This is a genomic window from Actinokineospora spheciospongiae, from assembly GCF_000564855.1.
GTDB lineage: Bacteria > Actinomycetota > Actinomycetes > Mycobacteriales > Pseudonocardiaceae > Actinokineospora > Actinokineospora spheciospongiae.
Genome location: NZ_AYXG01000045.1, coordinates 1 through 16,085, shown reverse-complemented (window position 1 = coordinate 16,085; position 16,085 = coordinate 1). Strand labels below are relative to the sequence as shown.

Below are 16,085 nucleotides of genomic sequence, written 5' to 3'. Positions count from 1 at the left end.
ACACATCCACCCAGCCGGGCACCCACGACAAACGACCGGGCTTTGCGGGACACAGGCCCGGCCAAGCACATCCACCCGGGCACCCAAAGCCCCGGGCTTCAAGAACACGCAACAGGTCAGAGCGCGCGCTCGGGCTCAGCGTCGACTCGGTGCACGTCAGCGCCCAAGCGCTGCATGTTCTCCACGAACATCGGGTAGCCGCGGTCGATGTGGAACACGTCCCACACCTCGGTGACCCCGTCAGCGCACAACCCCGCCAGGACCAACCCCACCCCCGCGCGGATGTCGCTGGCCCACACCGGGGCGCTGGAGAGCCGGGGGACGCCGCGGACGACGGCGTGGTGGCCGTCGGTGCGGGCGTCGGCGCCGAGGCGGACCATTTCCTCGACGAACCGGAAGCGGGCCTCGAACAGGTTCTCGGTGATCATCGAGGTGCCGTCGGCGATGGCGGTCAGCGCGATGGCGAACGGTTGCAGGTCGGTGGCGAAGCCCGGGTAGGGCAGGGTCACGAAGTCGACCGCGCCGGGCCGGTCGCGCTGCACCACGCGGAAGCCGTCGGTCTCGGTGGTGATCTCCGCGCCCGCGGTGCGCAGCTTCTCCAGCACCAGGTCGAGGTGGTGCGGGTCGACCCCGCGCACGGTGATGTCGCCGCGGGTCATGGCGGCGGCGAAGGCCCAGGTGGCGCCGACGATGCGGTCGCCGACCACCCGGTGCGTGGTGGGTTGCAGCGAGGTCACGCCGTGCACGGTGAGCGTGGAGGTGCCCGCGCCCTCGACCTTGGCGCCCATCTGCTGCAGCATCAGGCACAGGTCGACGATCTCCGGCTCGCGCGCGGCGTTGTCGATCACCGTGGTGCCGTCGGCGAGGACGGCGGCCATCAGGATGTTCTCGGTGGCGCCGACGCTGGGGAAGTCCAGCCAGATCTGCGCGCCGTGCAGGCCCTCGGCCTCGGCGACCACGCAGCCGTGTTCGATCTCGCTGGTGGCGCCGAGCTGGCGCAGCCCGTTCTGGTGCATGTCCAGCGGGCGCGAGCCGATCGCGTCCCCGCCGGGCAGCGCCACCACCGCCCGCTTGCACCGGCCCACCAGCGGCCCGAGCACGCACACCGAGGCGCGCAGCTTGCCCATCGACGCCGAGTCGGCGCGGTGGTTCAGCTCGGCCGGGGTGGTGATGACCGCGGTGTCGCCGTCGAGGTCGACCTGGCAGCCGAGGCTGCGCAGCACGTCGCCCATCAGCGGGACGTCGAGGATCTGCGGGCAGTTGGTGATCGTGGTGGTGCCCTCGGCGAGCAGTGCCGCCGCCATGAGCTTGAGCACGCTGTTCTTCGCGCCGACGACGTCGACCTCGCCGACGAGCCGGGCGCCGCCGCGGACCTGGAAGTGCTCTGTCACGGGGGCAATGATGCCCCGCCCGCCCGGGGGCGAGGCGGGTGGGTGATGCGGAGTCCGCTCTCACACCGGTCGGGGGGCCGCGGCCGGCTAGGGTGGGGAGCATGTCGGTCCACATCACGCGGGTGTACACCAAGGTCGGCGACAACGGCACGACCGCGCTCGGCGACGGTTCCCGGGTCCCGAAGACGTCGGCCCGGTTGGGTGCCTACGCCGACGTGGACGAGGCCAACTCGGCCATCGGGGTCGCGGTCGCCCTGGGCGCGCTGACCGGCGAACTGGCCGACGTGCTGCGCTCGGTGCAGAACGACCTGTTCGACGTCGGCGCCGACCTGTGCGCCCCGATCGTCCCCGACCCGCCGTACCCGGCGCTGCGGATCACCGAGCCCTACATCACCCGGCTCGAGGGCTGGATCGACGACTTCAACGGCCGCCTGGGCAAGCTGAACTCGTTCATCCTCCCCGGCGGCACCCCCGGCGCGGCCCTGCTGCACGTGGCGCGCACGGTGACCCGCCGCGCCGAGCGCAGCGCCTGGCTGCTCATCGAGGAGGACGGCGAGCGCACCAACACATTGGCCGCCAAGTACCTCAACCGCCTGTCCGACCTGCTGTTCGTGCTGGGCCGGGTGGCGAACCCGGACGGCGACGTGCTCTGGCAGCCCGGCCAGAACGCCTGACCCCCGCAGACCACTGAGCCCGGACCCGCTCGCGGGTCCGGGCTCAGTGGTGGATCAGGAGGCCCAGGGCAGGCGGCGGCCGGGCGGGGCGCTCTCCAGCCAGGACAGGAACCCGGTGAGCGTGTCGGTGCTCATCGCGATCTCGAAGGCGGGGGTCGGTGAGCCCGGCGGGGTGTCGAAGCGCAGCACCCGGGAGCCCTGCGGCATGTTCGGGGTCTCGGCGCGCCCGGGGTCGCGGCGCGCGGCGATCTCCAGGCCCTCGCGGCTGATCACCCGGTCGGGGCCCGCGCGCAGGCTCAGCGCGCGGAACCAGGCGAACTCGTCGCCCTGGTAGCGGCCCACACCCAGGTGCCAGCCCTTGCCGGAGTCGTCGATGCGCACGCGCATGGCCACGTGGATGCCGCCGGAGCGCAGCAGCCGCAGGCGGCGGTAGACGAGCAGGAGCAGCAGGAGCAGGACGGCGGCCAGGACGACGACGACCACATCGCTGATGTCCACCGGCCGCCCCCGCCCCTAGGCCGTCATCAGGCCGACTGCTCGGCGGCGCGGAGCTGGGCAGCCGCCCTGGTCCGGGCTTCCCCGTCGTCGGCGTTGAGCGCCGAGCGGGCCGCGTTCACGTCGATCTCGGTGGACAGCTCGGCCGACTCGGCCAGGATGCTGACCGCCTCGGCGGTCACCGAGAGGAACCCGCCGTGCACGGCGGCGACGATGGTTTCGCCCTCGGCGGTCCTGATCTTCACCACGCCGCCCTCGATGAGCTGGCCGAGGACGGGCTCGTGGCCGGGCAGGATGCCGATCTCACCCTCGAGGGTCTGGGCGGACACGAACGTGCCGGTGCCCGACCACAGGCGTCGTTCCACGGCGACCAGCTGGACGGACATCTCAGCCACGCGTATCTCCTTCGGCTCGCGGTTACCGCACAGTCTAGTCGGAACCGGCGCAACCTCCCCAGTCAGCCCGGTGTCACTGGGCACAGTGGTGCAGAACGAACCCCTGGGGGTGACGGCGATCGAACCGGACGAGTTCACCGACTTCGTGGCGAACCGGGCCACGGCCCTGCTGCGCACGGCCTACCTGCTCTGCGGCGGGGACCGGGGCGCGGCCGAAGACCTGCTGCAAGACGTCCTCGAACGCACCTACCGCAAACGCGGCCGGGTGCGCGGCGGACTGGAGCCCTACGTCCGCGCGGGCCTGGCCAACGCGGCGGCCAACCGCTGGCGCACCCGCTCCCGCCGGGTGCCGGAGGCACCGCTGGAGCGGGCCGCCGACCCGGGCACGTGGACCGACGAGGCCGCCCGCCTCGCCGACCGCGACCGGGTGGCCACGGCCCTTGGCGGGCTGCCACCGCGGATGCGCGCGGTGCTGGTCCTGCGCTTCTTCGACGACCTGTCCGAAGCCGACACCGCCGCCGCCCTGGGCTGCGGCGTCGGCACGGTCAAGAGCCAGACCTCGCGCGGCCTGGAGCGCCTGCGCACCCTGCTCGACACACCGGTGAGGAGCTGATCGTGGACACCGAAGACCTGACCACCGCCCTGCGCGCGGCCACCGAAGACGTGCGCCCCCGCCCGGGCTTCACCGACGACGTGCTGCGCGGCGCCCACCGCGCCAGGACCCGGCGCAGGCGCACCCTGGCGGGCGGCACGGCGGTCCTGGTGGTCGCCCTGACCGCCGGAGCCGTCGCCTGGTCGACCGGCGGGCGCCCTGAACAGGCACCAGCCCGACCCCCCGTCGCCACCCCCGCCCCCATCAGCTTCGACGGCCCGACCCGGGGCGACCTGGCGGGCGACCAGGCGTACCTGGCGAAGGTGCTCGCCGCGTGGCGGCAGAAGATCCCGACCTCACCCAACAGGGACCTCCTCAGCGCCCTCACCGGGGAACCGCACGTCTACTGGGCGGGCACCACCCCCGAGGGCCGCATGGCGCTGGTCGACCAGCCGGGCCCCTCCCCCGCCGCCTCCCCGGCCCTCGGCCTGCTGCACGGCGACGAGCCGATCGTCATCCAGGACGTGCCGCCCGGTGGGCTCGCCCGGGGCGAGCGGATCGGGTTCCTGTTCGGCATCGGGAACCTCAACGCCCTGGCACTGGGCGGCACCGCCTACTCCTCGCCCAGGTTCGACATCGGCGCGGACGGTCGCGGCACCCGGACGTGGACCCCGATGACCGACCTCGACGGCATGGCGTTCGCCACCCTGCCCGAACCGTCCGGCACCTCCGGTGCCCGGCTTTCCGGCTCACCCGACCTGTCGCAACCGATCGACGCCGTGGCAACCTTCGAGTACAGCCACAACTCGACCTTCGCCGGGCAGCGGAGCCACCTGTACGGGATCACCGCAGACCTGCGCCCCTACGACGGCCCCCCTGCCCTGGTGGGGGGCACCACCGAGCCGTTGCTCGGCGCGGATGCCGTCGACTCGCTGCGGCAGGCGGGCATCATCGACCCGCTCGGGTACGGGGAGGACTTCCGCTGGCAGGCCGTGGCCGACCTGCCGGACGGCCGGGTGCTGCGCAGCTTCGTGCTCCAGCAGTCCGGCGTGGGCACCCGCGTGTACGTGATGATCGTCGACCGAGCCGGGGTGGTCGACTGGATGACCTGCCTGGGAGCACCCTCGCTGGACCAGGAGACACTGTTCGTCGACCAGGTGCTCCCGGGCGGCCTGGGCAGGCTCGTCGCCCGGCCGGGGGCCCGGCTGCGCCACCGCACCGGGGCGGGGCCCTGGGTCGAGGCGGGGGTGGGCGCGGCGATCGTCCCGATGACCGCGACCGCGCTCGAATTCAGCGGCGGCAGTGCGGCCCCCCGGGTCATCGTCTTCTGAGAACAGCACGAGGGGCCGGTGTCCGTGTGGACACCGGCCCCTCTCGTGCGCTGTGGCGGTACTACTTCTTCTTGCCGGTCAGCTCGTGGTAGCGGCGCTCGAGGTCGTCGAGGCCACCGATCGACAGGAAGGCCTGCTCCGGGACGTGGTCGTACTCGCCCTTGGCGACCTTGTCGAAGGCCTCGATGGTGTCCGAGAGCTTCACGAACGAGCCCACGTCGCCGGTGAACTTCTCCGCGACGAAGAAGTTCTGCGACAGGAAGCGCTCGATGCGCCGGGCGCGGTTGACCGTCACCTTGTCCTCTTCGGACAGCTCGTCCATGCCGAGGATGGCGATGATGTCCTGCAGCTCCTTGTACTTCTGCAGGATGCGCTTGACCTCCTGGGCCACCCGGTAGTGCTCCTCGCCGACCACGCCGGGGTCGAGGATTCGGGAGGACGAGGTCAGCGGGTCGACCGCCGGGTAGATGCCCTTCTGGGAGATCGGACGGGAGAGTTCCGTCGTCGCGTCCAGGTGGGCGAAGGTGGTGGCGGGCGCCGGGTCGGTGTAGTCGTCCGCGGGGACGTAGATCGCCTGCATCGAGGTGATCGAGCGACCGCGGGTCGAGGTGATCCGCTCCTGCAGCTCACCCATCTCGTCGGCCAGCGTCGGCTGGTAGCCCACGGCGGACGGCATGCGGCCCAGCAGGGTCGACACCTCCGAACCGGCCTGGGTGAACCGGAAGATGTTGTCGATGAACAGCAGCACGTCCTGGTTCTGGACGTCGCGGAAGTACTCCGCCATGGTCAGCGCGGACAGCGCGACGCGCATCCGGGTGCCCGGCGGCTCGTCCATCTGGCCGAAGACCAGCGCGGTGTCCGGGAGGACACCCATCTCCTCCATCTCCAGGAAGAGGTCGGTGCCCTCGCGGGTGCGCTCGCCGACCCCGGCGAACACCGAGGTGCCACCGAAGTTGCGGGCGATGCGGGTGATCATCTCCTGGATGAGCACCGTCTTGCCCACGCCCGCGCCGCCGAACAGGCCGATCTTGCCGCCCTCGACGTACGGGGTCAGCAGGTCGATGACCTTGACGCCGGTCTCCAGCATCTTGGTCCGACCCTCGAGCTGGTCGAACGCCGGGGGACGGCGGTGGATGCGCCACTTCTCGGCGTCCGCGGCGTGCCCGGGCTTGTCCAGGCACTCGCCGAGCGCGTTGAACACGTGGCCCTTGACGGCGTCGCCGACCGGGACCGAGATGGCCGCGCCGGTGTCGGTGACGGGGGCGCCGCGCACCAGGCCGTCCTGCGGCGCCATGGAGATGCAGCGCACCAGGTTGTCGCCGAGGTGCTGGGCGACCTCGAGGGTGATGGTCTTCTTCAGCGCCTCGAGCTCGACCTTGACGGTCAGGGCGTTGTAGAGGTCCGGCACCGAGTCACGCGGGAACTCGACGTCGACCACGGGGCCGATGACGCGGACCACGCGACCGGTGGCGGTGCTGGTGGTGGGTTCCTGGACAGCGGTCATGGCTATTCATCACTTCCTGCGGCAGAGAGCGCCTCTACGCCACCGACGATCTCGCTGATCTCCTGCGTGATCTGCGCCTGGCGGACCTGGTTGGCAACGCGGGTGAAGCTGCGGACGAGCTCGTCGGCGTTGTCGGTGGCGGCCTTCATGGCCGTCCGCCGGGCGGCCGACTCCGACGCCGCCGACTCCAGCAGCGCCGCGAAGATCCGCGTGTTGATGTACTTCGGGAGCAGGTTGCCGAGGAGCACCTCGGCGCTGGGCTCGAACGAGTACGCCGAGGTCAGCGTCTGCTCCGAGTACTCGACCTCCAGCGGCGCGACGCGCGTGGCGACCGGCTTCTGCGACAGCATCGACACGAACTCGGTGTAGACGACGTGCAGCTCGTCCACGCCGAGGACCCCGTCCGGACCCGGCCGGTCGCCCTCGTCGTCCGCGCCGCTGAGGAAGGCGCTGACCAGGGTCGACCCCGCTTCCGCCGCGTGCTGGTAGCCGGGCGCCTCGGAGAACCCGGTCCAGCTCCCCGCGACCTCGCGGTCGCGGAACCGGTAGTAGTTCAGCCCCTTGCGCCCGACCACGTAGACCACCGGGGTCTTGCCCTGCTCGCGCAGCAGCGACTGCAACTCCTCGGCCGCGCGCAGCACGTTGGCGTTGTAGCCGCCGCACAGACCGCGGTCGGAGGTGATGACGAGCACCGCCGCGCGCCCGGTGCGCTGCCGCTCGACGAGCAGCGGCGAGTCCAGGTTGGTGGCGCCGGTGGCCAGCTCGGTCAGCACCGAGGTGATCTCGTCGGAGTACGGCTTGGCGGCCGCGACCCGCGCCTGCGCCCGGCTGATCCGCGAGGTGGCGATCAGCTCCTGCGCCTTGAAGATCTTCTTGAACGACTGGGCGGACTTGATCCGCTGTCGGATTTCCCGGAGTTGTGCCATCTCGTCAGGCCTTCGGCGTGGGCTTGTTGACCTTCACCGTCTCCTGGCCGACCTCGGACGCGTCCATCGCCTCGGCGTCGGCCTCGACGACCGTCTTGCCGTCGGAGCCGGTGAAGGACTTCTTGAAGTCCACCACGGCCGCCTTGAGCCGGTCGGCGTTGTCGTCGGTCAGCTTCTTGTCGGTGCGGATCTCGTCCAGGATGCCCGCGTGGCGGTGGCGGATGTTGTCCAGCACCTCCGCCTCGAACCGGCGGACGTCGCCGATGGCGATGTCGTCGAGGTGGCCCTTGGTGCCGATCCAGATGGAGACGACCTGCTCCTCCATCGACACCGGGGAGTACTGGCCCTGCTTGAGCAGCTCCATCATCCGGGTGCCGCGCTCGAGCTGGGCCTTCGAGGTGGCGTCCAGGTCGGAGGCGAAGGCGGCGAACGCCTCCAGCTCGCGGTACTGGGCCAGCTCCAGGCGCAGCGTCGAGGCGACCGACTTCATCGCCTTGGTCTGCGCGGCGGTGCCGACGCGGGAGACCGAGGTGCCGACGTTGACCGCCGGGCGCTGACCCGAGTTGAACAGGTCGGACTCGAGGAAGCACTGCCCGTCGGTGATGGAGATGACGTTGGTGGGGATGTAGGCGGAGATGTCGTTCGCCTTGGTCTCGATGATCGGCAGACCGGTCATCGAGCCGCCGCCCAGCTCGTCGGAGAGCTTCGCGCAGCGCTCCAGCAGGCGGGAGTGCAAGTAGAAGACGTCACCCGGGTACGCCTCGCGGCCCGGCGGGCGGCGCAGCAGCAGCGAGATGGCGCGGTAGGCCTCGGCCTGCTTGGTCAGGTCGTCGAAGATGATCAGGACGTGCTTGCCCTGGTACATCCAGTGCTGGCCGAGCGCGGAGCCGGTGTAGGGCGCGAGCCACTTGAAGCCCGCGGAGTCCGAGGCGGGGGCGGCGACGATGGTGGTGTACTCCAGCGCGCCCGCGTCCTCCAGGGCGGACTTGACGCCCGCGATGGTGGAGCCCTTCTGGCCGACGGCGACGTAGATGCAGCGGACCTGCTGCTTCGGGTCGCCGGTCTCCCAGGCCTTCTTCTGGTTGATGATGGTGTCGACGCAGACCGTGGTCTTGCCGGTCTTGCGGTCACCGATGATGAGCTGGCGCTGGCCGCGGCCGATCGGGGTCATCGCGTCGATGGCCTTGATGCCGGTGGGCATCGGCTCCTCGACCGGCTGGCGCTGCACGACGGTGGCCGCCTGCAGCTCCAGCGCGCGCTGCTCGTCCGCGGCGATGTCGCCGAGGCCGTCGATCGGGTTGCCCAGCGGGTCGATGACCCGGCCGAGGAAGGCGTCGCCCACCGGCACCGAGAGGACCCGGCCGGTCCGCTTGACCTCCTGGCCCTCCTCGATCTTGTCGTAGTCGCCGAGGATGGCGGCACCGATCTCGCGGGCGTCGAGGTTCAGCGCCACGCCGACGATGCCACCGGGGAACTCCAGCAGCTCGTTGGCCATGGCCGAGGGCAGGCCCTCCACGTGGGCGATGCCGTCGCCGGTGTCGGAGACCGTTCCGACCTCTTCCCGGTTCACGTCCGGGGAGTAGCTGGAGACGTAGTTCTCGATCGCACTGCGGATCTCGTCCGACGAGATCGTCAGCTCCGCCATGAAAGTTCCTGCTCTCGCTTCGTTCTGGAAAAGTTCTAGGGGGTCAGGCGAACCGGCGCCGCAGCGCGTCGAGCCGTCCTCGGGTGCTGCCGTCGATGACCTCGTCGCCGACCTTGATGACCAGGCCGCCGCCGAGGTCGGGGTCGACCTCGAGGTGCAGTGCGATCGGCCGGTTGTAGATCCGCTGCAGCGAGGCCGACAGCTTCTCCTGCTGCACCGCCGACAGCGGGCCCGCCGAGATCACGTGCGCCACCGAGCGCTCCCGGCGCTTGGCCGCCTCGGTGGCGAGCGCCTCCAGGCCGGGGACCAGGCCGCGGCCGCGCGGCTGCGCGACCAGGTTCTCCACCAGCGCCTCGGTCGTGGGGGCGACCTTGCCGCCGATCAGGTCGCGGACCAGCGCCAGCTTGCCCTCGACGGGCGCGGAGCGGCTGGTGAGCACCCGCTCCAGCTCGGTCTGGTCGGCGACGATGCGGCCGAGCCGGAACAGCTCGTCCTCGACCGAGTCGAGGTCGCCCGCCCGCTCGGCGGACACCAGCAGCGCGGTGGTGGCCAGCGACTCCAGGCCGTCGACCAACTGCCGGGGGCTGGACCACCGGGCGCCGACGGCGGCGGTGACCACCGTCAGGGTCTGGTCGGTGACCTTGCCCGACAGCAGGCTCGTGGCGAGCCCTTCGCGGGACGACGGGTCGGTGGACGAGTCGGCCAGGGTGCGGCGCAGGCCGACCTCCCGGTCGAGCAGTCCGGCCACCGCGAACAGCTCGGCACCCAGGCTGCCCGCGGTGCCCTCGGGGACGTCGAGCAGGGTCAGCTCGACGGCGGCGAGGGCTTCCCGGCTCGCGGCGTGGAATGTCATCTGCGGCGTCTCCCCTAGCTCTTCGCCGGGGCCGACACCGAGTCGAGCTCGGTGAGGAACCGGTCGACGGTGCCGCGACGACGGGTCTCGTCCTCCAGGGACTCACCCACGATGCGACTGGCCAACTCGACCGCGTTGCGGCCCAGTTCGGCGCGCAGCTCGGCGACGATCTGCGCGCGCTGCGCCTCGAGCTGCGCCTGTCCCTGCGCCACGATCCGCGCGGACTCCTCCTGGGCCTGGGCCCGGAGTTCTTCCTTGATCTGCTCGGCCTCGGCGCGGGCGTCGTCCCGGATGCGGGCGGACTCGGCCCTGGCCTCGGCGAGCTGCGCCTTGTACTGCTGCAACGCGGCCTCGGCCTCGACCTGCGCGGCCTCCGCCTTCTCGATGCCACCCTCGATCTTGGCGGTCCGCTCCTCGTAGAGCTTCTCGAACCGGGGCGTGACGAACTTCGAGATGACGAACAGCAGGAGCAGGAACGCGACCGCACCGAGGATGATCTCCACGGGGTGCGGCAGGACCGGGTTCAGCGGTTCCTCTTCGGCTGCCAGGATGAGTACTGACTTCAGCACGACGACTCCCTAGACGAGTAGAGCTGGATCAGCCGCCGGACGCGATGAAGTAGACGACCAGACCGATCAGCGCGAGGACCTCGACCAGGACGAAGGTCGTCCAGGCGATGCTCATGAGCTTGCTCTGGGCCTCCGGCTGACGGGCGGTGCCGTTGATGACCGCGGCCCAGATCAGACCGACGCCGACGCCGGGGCCGATCGCGCCAAGACCGTAGCCGATCGCGGCGAGACCCTGGTTGAGGTTCACGGCTTCCTGGGCGAGAACAACACTGCTCACTTGTGTTTCCCTTTCCAACTCGGTCCGCGGGAACCCGCGGATCGGGGGCTTGAGTGGTTTTTCCTAGTGGTCTTCGGCGAGGGCCATGCCGATGTAGTTGGCCGACAGCAGCGCGAAGATGTAGGCCTGCAACACCTGGATGAACGCCTCCAGGAAGGTCATCGCGATGGCGAAGGCCCAGGAGACGATCGAGACCGGCTTGAGCGGTCCGGCGGCGTGCAGCAGCAGGTACTCACCACCGAGGGTGAACACCAGGAGGATGAGGTGTCCCGCGAACATGGCGGCGAAGACTCGGATCGCCAGCGTGATCGGGTTCAGCACGAACTTCTGCAGGAACTCGATGGGAGTCAGCAGGAGGTAGATCGGCCCGGGGGCGCCGGGGGGCACGGTCTGGTTCTTGAGGTACCCGACGAACCCGAACTTCTTGAAGCCGACCCAGTGGTAGACGAAGTAGACCATCACCGCGAGCGTCAGCGGGAAGCCGATCTTCGCCATCGTCGGGAATTGCAGGACCGGGATGATGCCGTAGATGTTGTTCACCAACACGAAGGTGAACAGTGAGAGAATGAACGGGACGAAGGGCTTGAACTCCTTCGAACCGATCTGCTCCCTGGCGATGTTGTTGCGGCCGAAGTCGTAGACCGATTCGACGGCGAACTGCCACTTCCCCGGGATGATCTTGAGGTTGCGCGAGGAGAGGACGAAGAAGGCCGAGATGATGATGACGGAGAGCACCACCAGCACCATCGGCTTGGTGACCTCACCGAAAATCGGCGGGAGGAAAAAGTCCTTCACGCCCGGGGGTGCGAAGACGTCACCCTCGGCTAGCACCAGCCTGCCCAACTGTGGGCTCCTTCCGGTTCTCCCGGCCGGCGTTCACTCCGCCGGGGGAATCGTCACGATCAGGACGTAACGTACCTGACAACCTTGGCCTGTCTGCGGGCGGCCACCCACTGCTCGGAGGCCTCCCGGCGGCATGCGCGAAGCGCGGCGACGCCGCCGATGAAACGGACCCTATCAGGGACCTTTCGGTCTCCGAACGGGTGTACTGCTCGGTAGGGGTGCCTACTCCTCGCCCGCCGGGATGATCGTGGGCAGCTTGGTCCTGCGGAACGCCAGCGCCTCGGCACCGGCGGCCACGACCACCACGGCGATCATGGTGATGCCCAGCGACTTCGGCTCCAGCGCGTCCACCCCGCGCAGCAGCGTCATCACGATCAGCAGGAGCAGCAGCTTGCCCACGAAACCGCCCAGGGAGGCGGCCATCCCGATGTGCGGGCCCTGGTGCGCGGTCGCCCGCATCAGGGCCAGCGTGATCAGCGAGGACACGCAGGCCAGCGCTCCGCCCACGGCCGCCCCGAAGGCCCCCGCGCCGCCACGCAGGAGTCCGAAGAGGACGACACCGAGCACCGCGGTGCCCACCGACGGCCACAGCGCGTAGCGGAACATGGCCCCCGCCAGGGTCAGCATGGCCCGCGCGTGCGGATCTGACTGCCGCTGCGGCCGGGTGGCCGTCGCGGAGTCGGGTGTGGTGTCGGGGTTCTCGCTCATCGCTTCCCAGTGTAGGGACCGCGATGTCGATCACCGACGGCAGGACCACACCCCGCGGGTCACACGCCGATGTGGAGCGTCCGTCACGGCCAGTGTCCAGGCAAACCCGGCCCGGCGACACATAGTGAAGATCACGCCCGCTGAGCGCGCCTCGCTTTTGCTCACTTCGCTGAGCGCACCGACGGCAGGAATGATGCCGCCGCCGCGACCACGACCGCCAGCACCAGGCCCCAGGTGACGAAGAACACGTCGAACACGGTCAGCGCCACCGCGCCGAACGCGAGCACCCCCGCCCACAGGTAGATCAGCAGCACGGCCCGGCGCTGCGAGTGGCCCACGGCGAGCATTCGGTGGTGCAGGTGCATCTTGTCGGCGGCGAACGGGCTCTCCCCGCGCCGGGTGCGCCGCACCACCGCCATCAGCAGGTCGAGCAGCGGGACGAAGAGGACGGCGGCCACGATGAACAGCGGCGACAGCACGGCGATCGTCTCGGTGGCGCCCCACAGCGACGGGTTCGCCCGGCCGGAGGCCGAGGTGCTGGCCGCGGCCAGCATCAGCCCGATCAGCATGGACCCGGAGTCGCCCATGAAGATGCGCGCGGGTTGGAAGTTGTGCGGCAGGAATCCCAGGCAGGCGCCCGCGAGGGTCGCCGCGATCAGGGCGGGCGGGTAGTTGTTGACGTCGCCGTTGGACTGGTCGAGCAGGTGCAGCGAGAACGCGCAGGTGGCCGCTGCGGCGATCAGCCCGATGCCCGCCGCGAGGCCGTCGAGGCCGTCGACGAAGTTCATCGCGTTGACCATGGTGACCGCCAGCAGGATCGCCAGCAGCCCGCCCTGGTTCTGGTCGAGGATCAGCACCGCCCCGACGTTGTCGGCGTCGCCGCCCCACGGCACCCACAGCACGAACCACTGGATGCCGAAGAGCACCAGCACCCCCGCGCAGGTGGTCTGCCCGGCGAACTTCGTCAGCGAGTCCAGCTCGAACCGGTCGTCGAGCATGCCGATGAGGACGATCACCCCGCCGCCGATCAGCACCGCGACCGGGTCCCAGGTGTAGTCGAAGGCGCGGCGCAGCACCGGGAGCTGGTGGGCCAGCAGCATCCCGCCGCACACCCCCAGGTACATCGCGACCCCGCCCATCCGCGGCATCGGCACCACGTGCACGTCGCGCTGCCTGGGGTAGGCCACGGCGCCGATCCGGATGGCGAACAGCCGCACCAGCCCGGTCAGCAGGAACGTCAGCACCGCCGTGATGAGCCCGACGAGCAGGTACTCCCGGACCGGGAGCCCCGCCGGGGCGAATCCGCTGAGGGGGGGCACGCCCGCTAGCTCCTTCGAGCGGCTGGGCGGGCGGCGCCCGGGGTGGGGAGGGGCACGGCGGGTCGGATCTCCTGCGGGCGGGTGCGGGTGGGGTGGGCGAGCGGGAGTGGGGCGGTGTTCACGCTAGTGGGCGAGCGGGACCTCGGTGCCCAGCGCCTCGGCGACCGCGGCGAGGCTGACCGCGCCCTCGCGCAGCACGACCGGGCGCGGGCCGACGAGGCTCACGATGGTGGAGGGCACCGGCTCCCCGGACGGGCCGCCGTCGAGGTAGACGGGGACGTCCTCGCCGAACTGCGCCACCGCCTCCTGCGCGCTGGCGGCGGGGGGGTTGCCGGAGCGGTTGGCGCTGGAGACCGCCATCGGGCCCACCTCGCGCAGCAGTTCGATGGCCACCGGGTGCAGCGGCATCCGCAGCATCACCGTCTGCCCGGTGTCGCCGAGGTCCCACTGCAACGACGGGGCGTGCGGGAGCACGATCGACAGGTCCCCCGGCCAGAACGCCTCGACCAGCACCCGCGCCTCGTGCGGCACCGACAGCACCAGGCCGTCGATGGTGGCCCAGGACCCGACCAGGACGCCGACCGGCATGTCCGGGCCGCGGCGCTTGGCGGCCAGCAGGGAGGTGACCGCGCCGCGGGAGAAGGCGTCGCAGCCGATGCCGTAGACGGTGTCGGTGGGGAGCACGACCGACCGGCCCGCCCGCACGGCACTCGCGGCGGCGCTGAGTCCGTCGGCGCGCTCGTCGGGGACGCTGCAGTCGTAGACCGTGGTCACCCCGGCGACTCTAGCGGTGTCCGATTCCCGAACCGGACGCGCCTCGGCCTGCCCCGCGGGCGGGTTTCTCCCGCCAGGTCTGCCTGCGGAAGCGCACGACGATCAGGTAGAGCAGCACGCTGCCGGTGACGATCCCCGCGACCACCAGCGGCGGGCTGCCGCTGAGCCCGCCGATGGCGACGAGGGTCAGGCCGAGGGAGACGGCGAGGACGAGCAGGCTCACCGCGATGCCCTCGGGCCGCCACCGGTAGCGCCTGCCCGCGCGCACCTCCGAGAGCAGCCGCTGCGCGGCGCGGCGCAGCTCCTCGTCGGCGACGTCGAGTTCGAGGATGCGGTGGGCGGCGTCCTCGCAGACCGCGAGCTGGCGCTCGTCGGTGAAGGCGAGAGCGCCGTCGCCGGTGCGGCCGCGGACCTGGTCGGCGGCCGAGCACCAGGTGCTGGCCAGGTAGTAGCGCAGGACCGGGTCGGCCTCGGCGCCGAAGGCCTGCTCCAGCTCGGCGGCGGCCGCCTCGGCGTCGCCACTGGCCACCCTGGCCTGCGACAGCCCGAGCAGCGCCAGGCGGTCGCCGGGGGCCAGTTCGAGGGCGGTGCGGTAGCTGACGACGGCCGAGCGGACCTGGCCGCGGGCCAGCGCCACGTCGCCGAGGCCGACGTGGTCGTGCGGGTGCGCGCGGGTGCCCGCCGCCCGGCCGAACTCGGCCAAGGCGTCGTCCAAGCGCCCGCTGAGCAGGGCGGAGCGCCCGCGGCGGAAGGCCTGCGGGCCGGGGTCGTCGGTCGCGGAGCGGGGGGCGTCGCCGTCGACGCCGTCAGCGCTGTCAGCACCGCCTGCGCCGCTCCCGCCGTCGCCGTCGGGGAGCAGTCGCCACTTGGCGATGACGTCTTGCCAGGTACGGAGCATTGGATCACCTGGGTCGGCACGCTACCCTCAGTTCGCCGAAACCGGGGAGCCGACCAGGGGAGTCGCCACGAACCGCCGAACACCGCGCCGCGGGGGACAGCTCAGCTCGCGCTGGCTGGCCTCCTCGCTGGTGGTCGCCTACGCGGCGGTGAGCGCCGCCGTCGGCACGGTCCTGCTGGTCGCCCCCAAGGAGCCCGCCGCGCTGGGCTCGCAGCCCCCCGTGGTGACCTACGTGGATTCACCCGGCCCACCCGCGGGCCAGGCGCCCGCCCTCTCGGACCCGCGCCGGGCGCCGGGACCGTCGCGGGTGGCGATGCCGGTGCCCGCGGGCTACCAGCGGACCACCGGTCCCAACGGGCTGGTCACCGCCATCCCGGCGGGCTGGGTGGTGTCGAAGTCCTCTGGCCCGGCCGCCATGCAGGCCACCGACCCGGCCGACCCCAACCGCTTCGTGCGCTACGGCGGCGCCCTCGCCCCCGCGACCGGGCTGCTGGAGTCGCACGTGGACTACGACCGCGCGTTCTCCGCCACCCGCCCCGGTTTCCGGCGGCTGAGCCTGGGCACCACGACCTACCACGACACGCTGGCGGTCGACTGGGAGTTCGAACACGAGGTGCCGGGGTCGGTCCGCACGCACGCGCACTCGATGTACTGGCGGGTCAACGGCATCGAGTACTTCATCTACGCCGCCGCTCCGGCTGCTCGCTGGGCTGAGACGGCGCCGATCTACGACACCCTGGTATCGCAGACCACGCCGTAGTTCGGAGCTGGTGGGTGTGCCCGGTCTTTCACTGGGGTGCCCGGCTGGGTGAATGTGCTCTGCCTTCGTCGCCGGTTGTTTGTGGGTGTGCCCGGCTGGGTGGATGTGTTTGGCCGGGGCCCCTATGGCGA

General features: G+C 71.2%; 18 protein-coding genes. 4 read left to right on the top strand and 14 right to left on the bottom strand.

Going from position 1 to position 16,085, the window contains the following annotated elements; all coding sequences use genetic code 11:
• Positions 1-116: 116 nt before the first annotated feature.
• Positions 117-1,391 (bottom strand): UDP-N-acetylglucosamine 1-carboxyvinyltransferase, encoded by a 1,275-nt coding sequence (gene murA / locus UO65_RS06280; protein ID WP_035279684.1) that lies wholly within the window; start codon positions 1,389-1,391, stop codon positions 117-119.
• A 101-nt stretch (positions 1,392-1,492) separates the two neighbouring features.
• Here murA and UO65_RS06275 point away from each other — a divergent pair, with 101 nt between their 5' ends.
• On the top strand, positions 1,493-2,065 hold the full coding sequence (locus UO65_RS06275; protein ID WP_035279683.1) for a cob(I)yrinic acid a,c-diamide adenosyltransferase: 573 nt from the start codon (positions 1,493-1,495) through the stop codon (positions 2,063-2,065).
• A gap of 54 nt (positions 2,066-2,119) precedes the next feature.
• Here UO65_RS06275 and UO65_RS06270 read toward each other — a convergent pair whose 3' ends face one another.
• Together UO65_RS06270 and UO65_RS06265 are read right to left on the bottom strand one after the other, a co-directional pair.
• Positions 2,120-2,563 (bottom strand): DUF2550 domain-containing protein, encoded by a 444-nt coding sequence (locus UO65_RS06270; protein WP_035279681.1) that lies wholly within the window; start codon positions 2,561-2,563, stop codon positions 2,120-2,122.
• A gap of 26 nt (positions 2,564-2,589) precedes the next feature.
• Complete coding sequence (locus tag UO65_RS06265; protein ID WP_035279679.1) at positions 2,590-2,955, bottom strand: F0F1 ATP synthase subunit epsilon; 366 nt, start codon at positions 2,953-2,955, stop codon at positions 2,590-2,592.
• Positions 2,956-3,025: 70 nt separating this feature from the next.
• On the opposite strand from UO65_RS06265, the gene UO65_RS06260 reads away from it, so the two are divergent.
• Complete coding sequence (locus tag UO65_RS06260; protein ID WP_233427457.1) at positions 3,026-3,568, top strand: SigE family RNA polymerase sigma factor; 543 nt, start codon at positions 3,026-3,028, stop codon at positions 3,566-3,568.
• A gap of 2 nt (positions 3,569-3,570) precedes the next feature.
• Positions 3,571-4,878 carry a hypothetical protein gene (locus tag UO65_RS06255; RefSeq protein WP_035279678.1) on the top strand — a complete coding sequence of 436 codons (1,308 nt, stop codon included), beginning with the start codon at positions 3,571-3,573 and terminating at the stop codon, positions 4,876-4,878.
• A gap of 61 nt (positions 4,879-4,939) precedes the next feature.
• Here the strand turns inward: UO65_RS06255 and atpD are convergent, their stop codons facing one another.
• The 11 genes from atpD to UO65_RS33070 form a co-directional block, all read right to left on the bottom strand.
• Positions 4,940-6,382: a F0F1 ATP synthase subunit beta gene (gene atpD, locus UO65_RS06250; RefSeq protein ID WP_035279677.1), complete on the bottom strand. Its 1,443-nt coding sequence runs from the start codon at positions 6,380-6,382 to the stop codon at positions 4,940-4,942.
• 2 nt (positions 6,383-6,384) lie between these two features.
• A complete protein-coding gene (locus UO65_RS06245; protein WP_035279675.1) occupies positions 6,385-7,308 on the bottom strand; it encodes a F0F1 ATP synthase subunit gamma in 924 nt (307 codons plus the stop codon).
• Positions 7,309-7,312: 4 nt separating this feature from the next.
• Positions 7,313-8,953: a F0F1 ATP synthase subunit alpha gene (gene atpA / locus UO65_RS06240; RefSeq protein WP_035279673.1), complete on the bottom strand. Its 1,641-nt coding sequence runs from the start codon at positions 8,951-8,953 to the stop codon at positions 7,313-7,315.
• Positions 8,954-8,996: 43 nt separating this feature from the next.
• Complete coding sequence (locus UO65_RS06235; RefSeq protein ID WP_035279671.1) at positions 8,997-9,806, bottom strand: F0F1 ATP synthase subunit delta; 810 nt, start codon at positions 9,804-9,806, stop codon at positions 8,997-8,999.
• Between the two features lie 14 nt (positions 9,807-9,820).
• Positions 9,821-10,375, bottom strand: a complete 555-nt coding sequence (locus UO65_RS06230) for a F0F1 ATP synthase subunit B (protein WP_035279669.1) — start codon at positions 10,373-10,375, stop codon at positions 9,821-9,823.
• A 28-nt stretch (positions 10,376-10,403) separates the two neighbouring features.
• Positions 10,404-10,652, bottom strand: coding sequence for an ATP synthase subunit c family protein (locus tag UO65_RS06225; RefSeq protein ID WP_035279667.1), 249 nt, complete (start codon positions 10,650-10,652; stop codon positions 10,404-10,406).
• A gap of 63 nt (positions 10,653-10,715) precedes the next feature.
• Complete coding sequence (gene atpB, locus UO65_RS06220) at positions 10,716-11,495, bottom strand: F0F1 ATP synthase subunit A (RefSeq protein ID WP_035279666.1); 780 nt, start codon at positions 11,493-11,495, stop codon at positions 10,716-10,718.
• Between the two features lie 222 nt (positions 11,496-11,717).
• Positions 11,718-12,203: a hypothetical protein gene (locus UO65_RS06215; protein ID WP_035279664.1), complete on the bottom strand. Its 486-nt coding sequence runs from the start codon at positions 12,201-12,203 to the stop codon at positions 11,718-11,720.
• A 161-nt stretch (positions 12,204-12,364) separates the two neighbouring features.
• Entirely contained in the window at positions 12,365-13,522 is a 1,158-nt protein-coding gene (locus tag UO65_RS06210) for a glycosyltransferase family 4 protein (RefSeq protein ID WP_035279661.1), read from the bottom strand.
• Positions 13,523-13,645: 123 nt separating this feature from the next.
• Positions 13,646-14,296, bottom strand: a complete 651-nt coding sequence (locus UO65_RS06205) for an L-threonylcarbamoyladenylate synthase (RefSeq protein ID WP_035279660.1) — start codon at positions 14,294-14,296, stop codon at positions 13,646-13,648.
• A gap of 10 nt (positions 14,297-14,306) precedes the next feature.
• Positions 14,307-15,194, bottom strand: coding sequence for a tetratricopeptide repeat protein (locus UO65_RS33070; protein ID WP_052020799.1), 888 nt, complete (start codon positions 15,192-15,194; stop codon positions 14,307-14,309).
• A gap of 130 nt (positions 15,195-15,324) precedes the next feature.
• Here UO65_RS33070 and UO65_RS06195 point away from each other — a divergent pair, with 130 nt between their 5' ends.
• Positions 15,325-15,954, top strand: coding sequence for a hypothetical protein (locus UO65_RS06195; RefSeq protein ID WP_052020798.1), 630 nt, complete (start codon positions 15,325-15,327; stop codon positions 15,952-15,954).
• Positions 15,955-16,085 lie beyond the last annotated feature (131 nt).

What these genes read in the sequence shown, in the direction of transcription:
- UO65_RS06275 (WP_035279683.1), top strand. Translation starts at nt 1,493, where the DNA reads ATGTCGGTCCACATCACGCGGGTGTACACCAAGGTCGGCGACAACGGC.
- atpD (WP_035279677.1), bottom strand. Translation starts at nt 6,382, where the DNA reads ATGACCGCTGTCCAGGAACCCACCACCAGCACCGCCACCGGTCGCGTG.
- UO65_RS06245 (WP_035279675.1), bottom strand. Translation starts at nt 7,308, where the DNA reads ATGGCACAACTCCGGGAAATCCGACAGCGGATCAAGTCCGCCCAGTCG.
- atpA (WP_035279673.1), bottom strand. Translation starts at nt 8,953, where the DNA reads ATGGCGGAGCTGACGATCTCGTCGGACGAGATCCGCAGTGCGATCGAG.
- UO65_RS06235 (WP_035279671.1), bottom strand. Translation starts at nt 9,806, where the DNA reads ATGACATTCCACGCCGCGAGCCGGGAAGCCCTCGCCGCCGTCGAGCTG.
- UO65_RS06215 (WP_035279664.1), bottom strand. Translation starts at nt 12,203, where the DNA reads ATGAGCGAGAACCCCGACACCACACCCGACTCCGCGACGGCCACCCGG.
- UO65_RS33070 (WP_052020799.1), bottom strand. Translation starts at nt 15,194, where the DNA reads ATGCTCCGTACCTGGCAAGACGTCATCGCCAAGTGGCGACTGCTCCCC.